Genomic DNA, 8,317 nt, shown 5'->3' on the forward strand with positions numbered 1-8,317 from the left:
GCCACGCTGCGCGCCGGCACCGAGAACCCGGCGCTGGTGCAGGCCTTCGGCATCAACGTGCCACTGATGGTGATGTTCACCTACGCCGGTGGCGCCGCACTCGCCGCCATCGCCGGCGTGCTGGCTGCGCCCATCATCCAGGTCACCCCGCTGATGGGCAGCAACCTCATCATCGTCGTGTTCGCGGTGGTGGTGATCGGGGGCATGGGCTCGATCCTCGGCTCCATCCTCACTGGCCTGGCGCTCGGTTTGATCGAAGGCCTGACCAAGGTGTTTTACCCCGAGGCGTCGAGCATCGTGGTGTTCGTGATCATGGCCATCGTCTTGATGATTCGCCCCGCCGGCCTGTTCGGGAAAGAAAAGTAATGCGCTCCCAAGCTCACATTCGTTCGCGCCCCCCCGAGGGGGAGTTGGCCCTCCTTGAGACGGCTCAGCGGAGGGCCTCATGAACCAGCCCACCCAAACCCGCAACGCGCGCATCCTCTGGGCGCTGGTGTTCGCCGTGTTGGCGATCGCGCCCTTCATCGGCCTGTACCCCGTCTTCATGATGAAGGCGCTGTGCTTCGCCATCTTTGCCTGCGCCTTCAACCTGCTGCTGGGCTTCACCGGCTTGCTGTCGTTTGGCCACGCCTGCTTCCTGGGCTCGGCGGCTTACGGCACGGGCTGGCTGGTGCGCAGCGCCGGCTGGTCGCCCGAGCTGGGCATCGTTGCCGGTGTGGTGATCGCCGCAGGCCTGGGCCTCGTGATCGGGCTGATCGCCATTCGCCGCCAGGGCATCTACTTCGCGATGGTCACGCTGGCCATGGCGCAGATGATCTATTTCGTCTGCCTGCAAGCGCCCTTCACCGGCGGTGAAGACGGCCTGCAAGGCGTGCCGCGCGGCAAGCTGTTCGGCCTGATCCCGCTTGGCAACGACGTGGCCATGTACTACCTGGTGCTGGCGGTGTTTGCTGCCGTGTTCCTGTTCATCCTGCGGGTGGTGCACTCGCCCTTTGGCCAGGTGCTCAAGGCCATCCGCGAAAACGAGCCCCGCGCCATCTCGCTGGGTTACGACGTCGACCGCTACAAGCTGCTGGCCTTTGTGCTGTCGGCCGCGCTGTCAGGCCTGGCCGGCTCGCTCAAGACCACGGTGCTCGGGTTTGCCACGCTGACCGACGTGCACTGGTCACTCTCGGGCGAGGTGATCCTGATGACGCTGCTTGGCGGCCTGGGCACCTTTGCCGGCCCGGTGGTGGGCGCCTTCACCATCATCGGCCTGCAGAACTTCCTCGCCGACCGGGTGGGCTCGTGGGTCACGGTGATCATCGGCGTGATCTTCGTGGTGTGCGTGATCGCCTTCCGGCGCGGTTTCGTGGGTGAGCTGATCGCGTGGCAACAGCGGCGCAAGGGGAGTTAAGCCTCTGGGGCGTGACAAACGGCTTCGATGTTGTGCCCATCGGGACCGATGACGAAGGCGCCGTAGTAGTTGGGGTGGTATTGCGGGCGCAAGCCTGGCGCCCCGTTGTCCTTGCCACCGGCGGCTAGCGCGGCGGCGTAGAACTGCCTGACCTGCTCGCGGCTCTTGGCCGCGAAGGCGATGTGGATCGGCCCGGGGCTCCCTCCGAAAGACCCGAACCAGAAGTTGCCTTCGCCCTGACGCCCCACCATGGCCCAGCCTTCCCCTTCCGTCGTGACTCCGATGCCAAGAGGTTGAAGGGCCTGCACCAGGAAGTCCCTGGCTCGGGGGAAATCGGTGACGTTGAAGCCAATGTGATCAAAGACCATGAGAGTGCTCCTGTCGAGAATGGCAGACTGGGACGCGAAGCCTATCAAATGAGACGGTTTGCGCCCGCTGTCGGGCCCAGGAGGAACCATGACCATCGAGATCCCCAAGGAAGCGCGCAAGGAGGCCATCACCTCGATCGAGCGCTACTTCCAGGAAAACATGGAAGAGAAGATCGGCAACATCGCCGCGAGCGCCCTGCTTGGCTTCTTTCTCGAAGAGATCGGCCCTCTCGTCTACAACAAGGCCGTGGCCGATGTGCAGGAGCGCCTGCAGGCACGTGTGTCGGAGCTCGACATCGAGATCCATGAAGACGAGTTCACCTACTGGCGCAAGCAGGAGCGCCAGCGCAAAGCGAAATGAGGGCAGACGCCATGCCTGAGACTGTCTTGGTTCGCAACGCAACCCCCGAGGATCTGCCGCTCTTGCTGGCGCTGTACCTGCAGCTGAATCCGGACGACCCGCCCGTCGACGCGGTGCTCGCGCAAGCCGTGCTTCACGGCATTCTTGCCAGCTCCCATTTCGAGCTGTTCGTGGCCGAACTGGCTGGCGAAGTGGTCGGCACCTGTTACCTCAACATCGTGCCCAACCTGAGCCGCGGCTTGTCTCCCTACGCCGTGCTGGAAAACGTCGTCGTCGAGCAGCGCGCGCGTGGCCGTGGCATCGGGCAAGCCGTTGTGCGACACGCGCTCGATCGTGCCTGGCAGCGTGGCTGCTACAAGGTCATGTTGATGACCGGCTCGCGCAAGGAAAGCACGCACGGGTTCTACCGCAGCTGCGGGTTTTTGTCGGGCGACAAGTTCGCTTTCGTGGCCAAACCCTAGCGCTTCATCGTCACCACATGTCCATCAAATCTGTCGCCGTCGTTCTCGTGTTGGTCGCGGGGGTGTGCGCGGTCGCCGTTGGCCTGGTCACGCAGCCCTTCACGCGCCCGGTGGCGTCGACGCCGCCCGAAGTGAGCGCGGCGCGGCTGCAGGCCCACGTCAAGCGCCTGTCGGTCGACTTCTACCCCCGCAGCCACGACCAGTTCAAGAACCTCGAAGCCGCAGGCCAGTACGTCTTCGACGAGTTTGCCGCCATGGGGGCCACGGTGTCGGTGCAGGCCGTCAAGGTGGAAGGTGCCCACTACAAGAACATCGTGGCGCGCTTCGGCCCCGTCACCGGCGCGGTGCTGGTGATCGGTGCGCACTACGACTCGCATGGGGACGCCGTCGAAGGTGCCAAACACACCCGTGGCCACACACCCGACACGCACACCCCGGGTGCCGACGACAACGCGAGCGGGGTGGCTGGCCTGATCGAGCTCGGGCGCTTGCTGTGCGAGCACCCACCCAGGCAGCCGGTGGAGTTGGTGGCCTACACGCTGGAGGAGCCGCCGCACTTCCGCACCCCCGACATGGGCAGCGTGCGGCATGCGCGTTCACTCGCCGCGGCTGGCGCGAGGTGCGGCTGATGCTCTCATTGGAAATGATCGGCGACTTCAGCCACCAGCCCGGGAGCCAGCGTTTCCCGGTGCCGGGCATGACCCTGCTCTACCCGAACCAGGGCAACTTCATCGCGCTGGTCGGGCGCCTCGGCGACTTTTCAGCCATGCGCCGGGTGAAGGCACAGATGGCCGGCGCCACACCCTTGCCGGTGCACTCCATCAATGCGCCCAGCATGATCCAGGGCATCGACTTCTCCGACCACCGCAGCTACTGGGCCGAAGGTTTTGCGGCGCTGATGGTGACCGACACCTCGTTCTACCGGAACACCCGTTACCACCAGGCCGGCGACACCCACGAGCGGCTCGACTACCAGCGCATGGCGCAGGTGGTGCAGGCGGTCTACGCGGTCACGCAGGCCGACTGACGCGCCCAGGTTTCCTCCGCGCTGGCGATCGGGCCTCGGCCAGGCCCTGTTCGCACCGGCTTGCCCGCACTTCGCGACACGCCTCAGCGTTTCGTCGCAGCACAGCGGCGCTGTGCGCTGCGCCTCCTTAGCCTGACGGTGTTGTTTCTCAACCCACGTCATTCTTCAGGAGGTTTTCCATGGCCACAGCCACATCGTTTTTGCGTCTGCCGCGTCGCGGTGTTTTGCTTGCCGCGCTGGCGCTCAGCCTTGGTTTGGGCACCGCCACGGCGGCCACCACCGATGCGCAGTTTCAAGCAGCGTTCCAGACCTTCCAGGCCGCGCAAGAGGGCGACAGCGCCGCACTCGAGGCTTCGGCCGACCAGTTCAATGCCTTGCTGAAGGCCGAGCCCGGCCACCCGATGTTGATGGTGTATGCCGGGGCGGCCACCGCGCTCAAGGCGAAGTCGACTTTCATGCCGTGGAAGAAGATCAGCCACGCCGAAGACGGCCTGGCGCTGATCGACAAGGGCCTGTCCTTGCTGCAGCCGGCCCACGACACTGCCTTGCTGAACCGCTCGCCGGTGAGCCTGCAGGCACGCTTCACGGCGGCCAGCACCTTTCTCAACCTGCCGGCCTTTTTCAACCGCAACGCACGCGGTGTGAAGCTGCTTGAAGACGTGCACGCCAGCCCGCTGCTGAGCCAGGCCACGCCGGGGTTTCAAGGCGCGGTGTTGATGCGTGCCGGCCAGCAGGCGGCGAAAGAGTTTCGCAACGCCGATGCGCAGCGCGACTTCCAGGCCGTGATCCAGCGCCAGCTGCCGCAGGCCGACGCCGCCAAGGTGCAGCTGCAAGGCCTGCCGCAATGAAGAACCCACCCACTGTCTCGGCGGTGAAAGCTGCCCCGGTGATCGAACTGCGTGGCGTGCACAAGACCTACCGGCTCGGCGCCCACGTGGTGCCCGCGCTGCGCGGCATCGACCTGCAGGTCTACCCCGGCGAGATGCTGGCACTCACCGGGCCCTCGGGCAGCGGCAAGAGCACTCTCCTCAACCTGGCGGGTTTGATCGACACGCCCGATGCGGGCGAGATCTTGTTGCGCGGGGAGCGGGTCGACACGCTCCCCGCCACCCGCGCCGCACTCTTGCGCCGCGATGCGCTGGGCTTTGTCTTCCAGAGCTTCAACCTGGTACCGGTGATGACAGTGGCCGAGAACGTGGACTACCCGCTGTTCCTCACCGGTGTGCCGAGCAGCGAGCGCCGACGCCGTGTGGCCGAGGTGCTCGAAGCGGTGGGCTTGCAAGACCACGCGCAGCACCGGCCCGACGCGCTCTCGGGCGGTCAGCGGCAGCGTGTGGCGATCGCCCGCGCGCTGGTCAAGTCACCGAAGCTCGTGATCGCCGACGAGCCCACCGCCAGCCTCGACTCGCGCACCGCCGACCAGGTGCTCGACCTGATGCGCGAGCTGGGCCATGCCCAAGGCGCAGCGTTCGTGATCGCCACGCACGACCACCGGCTCACGCGCCGCTGTGACCGCATCGTCGCCCTGCTCGACGGGCAGATCACCGACACAGCGGTCGAACCGATGGAGGCACTGCCATGAACCCCTGGTTGAAATTCGCGTTTCTCAACACGCTGCGCAACCGCCGCCGCTCCACCGTCACCGTGGCCATCGCCGCGCTCGGCACGGCCGCGATTTTGCTGGCCGGCGGTTTTGCGATCTCCACCTACAGCGCGCTGGCTCAGGCCTCGGCGCGCAACACCGGCCACCTGATCGTGGGCCTTCCTGCGCAGTTCACGAAAGACGAAGTCACGCCGCTTGAACACGGCCTGGACAACGCCGACGCGCTCAAGGCCCGCCTGCTGGCCGACAACGATGTGCGCGCCGTGTTGCCCAAGGTCGAGTTCAGCGGTCTCATCAGCAACGGCGACAAGTCGACGGTGATGATGGCTGTGGGCGTGTCACCCGACGATGAGTTTTCGGTCAAGGGCCCTTTCCTCACCATCAAGGCGGGTGATGTGCTGAGCGGTGGCAACACCGCGAGCGCCGAGGTGATGCTGGGCGAAGGGCTCGCCAAGAGCCTGAACGCCCGTCCGGGCAGCAGCCTGACGCTGCTGGCCAGCACCACCGAAGGCGCGCTCAACGCGATGGACGTGCGGGTCAAAGGCATCTTTGCGACCGGCGTGCCCGAAGTCGACAAGCGCCTCGTTTACACCGACTTGCTCACCGCGCAGAAGCTGCTCAACACGCAGCGGGTGAGCAGCCTGGGGGTGTTTCTCAACCGCATGGATCTCACGGCTTCGGCGCAGGTGCGAATCGCGGCCGCAGAGCCGCAGCTCACGGTGCAGACCTGGGTCGACCAGGCGGCGTTCTATCAAGGGGTGAAGGCGCTCTACAACCGCATCTTCGGCGCGCTTGGCACCATCATCGGCGTGATCGTGGTCTTCGTCGTGACCAACGCGATGGCCATGGCCATCATCGAGCGCACCCGCGAGATCGGCACGCTGCGCGCCATGGGCACGCTGCCCAGCCAGCTGCTGCGCACCCTGGCGCTCGAAGGCCTGGTGCTCGGGGGTGCGGGTGCGGTGGTGGGTGCGGTGATCGCACTGACGGCCAGCGTGCTGCTGTATGTCTTCCCGGTGCAGATGCCGCCGCCGCCGGGCCGCTCGGTGGGTTACCCGCTCACCGTCGCGATCGATGCGCCGCTGTACGCCTTCACGCTCATTGCCATGGTGGCCCTGGCGATGCTGGCCTCGGCCTGGGTGGCGCGCAAGACGGTGCACCAGCCGGTGGTGACGGCGCTGGCACACACCTGACCCTCGCCACCGTTCGGGCTGAGCCTGTCGAAGCCGGCGCCGTGCTGTGCGCACCCTTCGACAGGCTCAGGGCGAACGGTGGGAGTTGAACTCACTTCTCAAAGGACAAGACCATGAACCCCTTTCACCGCATCGCCTGCGCAGCCGGGCTCCTGCTGGCCACGCTGCACGTGCAAGCCCAAGGCATGAGCGACCTGCTCAAGGCCACCGACCGTTACCGCATGAGTGCCGCCCACATGCAGGTCGACACGCAGATCACCACCTTCCACACCGACGGCTCGCCCGACAAGGAGCGCCGCTACACGGTGTTTGCACAAGGCAACCAGCAGTCGCTGGTGCTGATGCAAAGCCCGGCTGAAAAAGGCCAGAAGGTGCTGATGCTGAAAGACGACTTCTGGCTGCTCATGCCCAACAGCCAGCGCCCGATGCGCATCACGCCGATGCAAAAGCTGCTGGGTGATGCGTCGACCGGCGACATCGCCACCATGAGCTGGGCTGACGACTACACCGCGCAGCTGGTGGGCGAAGAAACGTGTGGCGAGGCCGCGTGCACTCACCTGAGCCTGAGCGCCGCACGCAAGGGCGTGACCTACCAGCGCATCGAGCTGTGGATCGGCAAGGCCCGACGCGAGCCGATCAAGGCCGACCTGTACGTGCAGTCCGACAAACTCGCCAAAAGTGCGCGCTTCGTGATGGACAAGCCGACGGCGCCCACCGCCGTGGCCGAGATGGTGTTGCTCGACCGCTTGAGCAACCACAAGGAAACGCGTGTGCGCTACCTCGCCCGCAAGGAGCGCACGGTTCCCGAGGCCTGGCTGAACCCGATGTTCCTGGCGCGCAACCCGAGCCTGGACTGAGGCCATGCGTCGCACCGTGTTCGCTTTGCTTGTGTCCGGCGCAGTGACAGCAGCGCAAGCCGATGGCGACTTCAGCGGCCAAGTGCGCCAGCGCTGGGACGACCGCCAGCCCGCGACCCAAGGCCCGCTCGCCAACGGCGCCCAACTCGCGCCCGAACTCATCGCCCCGCCCGCCAGCTCGGGCGCCATCGAGAGCGAACTGCGCGGCCGCTGGCAGATGCTGAGCGCGGCCGTCGCCCTGCGCAGCGAGCGCGCCGAAGGTGCGGCGTGGCACAGCGATGGCACCGTCAACGAGCTGTATGCGTCGGGCGATGCCGCAGGCTGGCAGCTCAGCGCCGGCCGCAGAATAGTCGCCTGGGACGTGGGCTACGGCTTTCGCCCGAACGACATCGTGCAGCAGGAAAAGCGCCGTACTCTGCTCACAAGCACGCCGCAAGGACGGGCGTTGCTGCAGGCCGAACACTTCAACGCCAGCACCGCCTGGTCGCTGGTGTGGGTGAACCCGCAACGAGCCGGTGACAGCGAAGCGTCGTCTGCATTCGGTGGCGATGAACAAGCCCTGGCCGCACGTGTCTACCGCCACATCGGCAACGCCGACTGGCATGGCTTTGCCCGCTACGGCCAGCACACCCGCGCGAGCCTCGGCGCCGCAGTGTCATGGGTGGCGAGCGAGAGCCTCGAAGTGCACGCCTCGGGCCGTGCCGCCGAACGGGCCGACGTGCTGACCATCGACCCATCGGCACAAGGCCTGGTGAGCAGCAGCCCTTACCGCACGCTGACCCAGGGCAAGACAGCTCAGGCGCTGCTCGGCGCCACCTGGACGGCCGAGAACAAGCTGAGCCTGACGGCCGAGTGGTGGTACGACAGCACGGCGCCGTCTAACGCGCAGTGGGACGCCTGGAATGCGCGCAACCGGCAACTGCTGCAGAGCTGGTTCGCCGGCGGCCCTGACGCACTGCGCCGCGGCGTGGCCGGCAACCTCGGCTGGAAGGCGCAGGCCTTTGGCGGCAGCAGCCTGCGGCGCAACAACGTGTTTGCCCGTGTGGCCTGG

General features: G+C 66.3%; 12 protein-coding genes. 11 read left to right on the forward strand and 1 reads right to left on the reverse strand.

The annotated features are described in order from the left end of the window. A partial coding sequence (locus tag RMO40_RS22395; protein WP_489660224.1) for an ABC transporter permease subunit occupies positions 1 to 366 on the forward strand: 366 nt, incomplete at its 5' end. Positions 367 to 445: 79 nt separating this feature from the next. After that, entirely contained in the window at positions 446 to 1,396 is a 951-nt protein-coding gene (locus RMO40_RS22400) for an ABC transporter permease subunit (protein ID WP_309725814.1), read from the forward strand. Here RMO40_RS22400 and RMO40_RS22405 read toward each other — a convergent pair. Beyond that, entirely contained in the window at positions 1,393 to 1,764 is a 372-nt protein-coding gene (locus RMO40_RS22405) for a VOC family protein (protein ID WP_309725815.1), read from the reverse strand. The two genes, RMO40_RS22400 and RMO40_RS22405, sit on opposite strands and share 4 nt — an antisense overlap. A gap of 88 nt (positions 1,765 to 1,852) precedes the next feature. Here RMO40_RS22405 and RMO40_RS22410 point away from each other — a divergent pair, with 88 nt between their 5' ends. The 9 genes from RMO40_RS22410 to RMO40_RS22450 form a co-directional block, all read left to right on the forward strand. Next, positions 1,853 to 2,125, forward strand: a complete 273-nt coding sequence (locus RMO40_RS22410) for a DUF2164 domain-containing protein (RefSeq protein ID WP_309725816.1) — start codon at positions 1,853 to 1,855, stop codon at positions 2,123 to 2,125. A gap of 11 nt (positions 2,126 to 2,136) precedes the next feature. Continuing rightward, entirely contained in the window at positions 2,137 to 2,586 is a 450-nt protein-coding gene (locus tag RMO40_RS22415; RefSeq protein ID WP_309725817.1) for a GNAT family N-acetyltransferase, read from the forward strand. Between the two features lie 17 nt (positions 2,587 to 2,603). After that, positions 2,604 to 3,215 carry a M28 family peptidase gene (locus RMO40_RS22420; RefSeq protein ID WP_309725818.1) on the forward strand — a complete coding sequence of 204 codons (612 nt, stop codon included), beginning with the start codon at positions 2,604 to 2,606 and terminating at the stop codon, positions 3,213 to 3,215. Continuing rightward, entirely contained in the window at positions 3,215 to 3,613 is a 399-nt protein-coding gene (locus RMO40_RS22425) for a M28 family peptidase (RefSeq protein WP_309725819.1), read from the forward strand. The genes RMO40_RS22420 and RMO40_RS22425 overlap by 1 nt, the downstream gene beginning before the upstream one ends. A 179-nt stretch (positions 3,614 to 3,792) precedes the next feature. Next, on the forward strand, positions 3,793 to 4,461 hold the full coding sequence (locus RMO40_RS22430; RefSeq protein WP_309725820.1) for a hypothetical protein: 669 nt from the start codon (positions 3,793 to 3,795) through the stop codon (positions 4,459 to 4,461). Further along, positions 4,458 to 5,195, forward strand: coding sequence for an ABC transporter ATP-binding protein (locus RMO40_RS22435; RefSeq protein WP_309725821.1), 738 nt, complete (start codon positions 4,458 to 4,460; stop codon positions 5,193 to 5,195). Before RMO40_RS22430 ends, RMO40_RS22435 begins: the two co-directional genes overlap by 4 nt. Continuing rightward, on the forward strand, positions 5,192 to 6,409 hold the full coding sequence (locus RMO40_RS22440; protein ID WP_309725822.1) for an FtsX-like permease family protein: 1,218 nt from the start codon (positions 5,192 to 5,194) through the stop codon (positions 6,407 to 6,409). The genes RMO40_RS22435 and RMO40_RS22440 overlap by 4 nt, the downstream gene beginning before the upstream one ends. Positions 6,410 to 6,522: 113 nt before the next feature. Then, a complete protein-coding gene (locus RMO40_RS22445; RefSeq protein ID WP_309725823.1) occupies positions 6,523 to 7,266 on the forward strand; it encodes an outer membrane lipoprotein-sorting protein in 744 nt (247 codons plus the stop codon). A 4-nt stretch (positions 7,267 to 7,270) separates the two neighbouring features. Continuing rightward, positions 7,271 to 8,317: hypothetical protein (locus RMO40_RS22450; protein WP_309725824.1), on the forward strand; the 1,047-nt coding region annotated here is incomplete at its 3' end.

The organism is Rhizobacter sp., assembly GCF_031412075.1.
Classification (GTDB): domain Bacteria; phylum Pseudomonadota; class Gammaproteobacteria; order Burkholderiales; family Burkholderiaceae_C; genus Rhizobacter.

Excerpts from the sequence above, each read along its gene's own strand:
- RMO40_RS22435 (WP_309725821.1), top strand. The coding sequence starts at position 4,458 with ATGAAGAACCCACCCACTGTCTCGGCGGTGAAAGCTGCCCCGGTGATC.
- RMO40_RS22425 (WP_309725819.1), top strand. The coding sequence starts at position 3,215 with ATGCTCTCATTGGAAATGATCGGCGACTTCAGCCACCAGCCCGGGAGC.
- RMO40_RS22420 (WP_309725818.1), top strand. The coding sequence starts at position 2,604 with ATGTCCATCAAATCTGTCGCCGTCGTTCTCGTGTTGGTCGCGGGGGTG.
- RMO40_RS22430 (WP_309725820.1), top strand. The coding sequence starts at position 3,793 with ATGGCCACAGCCACATCGTTTTTGCGTCTGCCGCGTCGCGGTGTTTTG.
- RMO40_RS22415 (WP_309725817.1), top strand. The coding sequence starts at position 2,137 with ATGCCTGAGACTGTCTTGGTTCGCAACGCAACCCCCGAGGATCTGCCG.
- RMO40_RS22400 (WP_309725814.1), top strand. The coding sequence starts at position 446 with ATGAACCAGCCCACCCAAACCCGCAACGCGCGCATCCTCTGGGCGCTG.
- RMO40_RS22410 (WP_309725816.1), top strand. The coding sequence starts at position 1,853 with ATGACCATCGAGATCCCCAAGGAAGCGCGCAAGGAGGCCATCACCTCG.
- RMO40_RS22440 (WP_309725822.1), top strand. The coding sequence starts at position 5,192 with ATGAACCCCTGGTTGAAATTCGCGTTTCTCAACACGCTGCGCAACCGC.
- RMO40_RS22445 (WP_309725823.1), top strand. The coding sequence starts at position 6,523 with ATGAACCCCTTTCACCGCATCGCCTGCGCAGCCGGGCTCCTGCTGGCC.
- RMO40_RS22405 (WP_309725815.1), bottom strand. The coding sequence starts at position 1,764 with ATGGTCTTTGATCACATTGGCTTCAACGTCACCGATTTCCCCCGAGCC.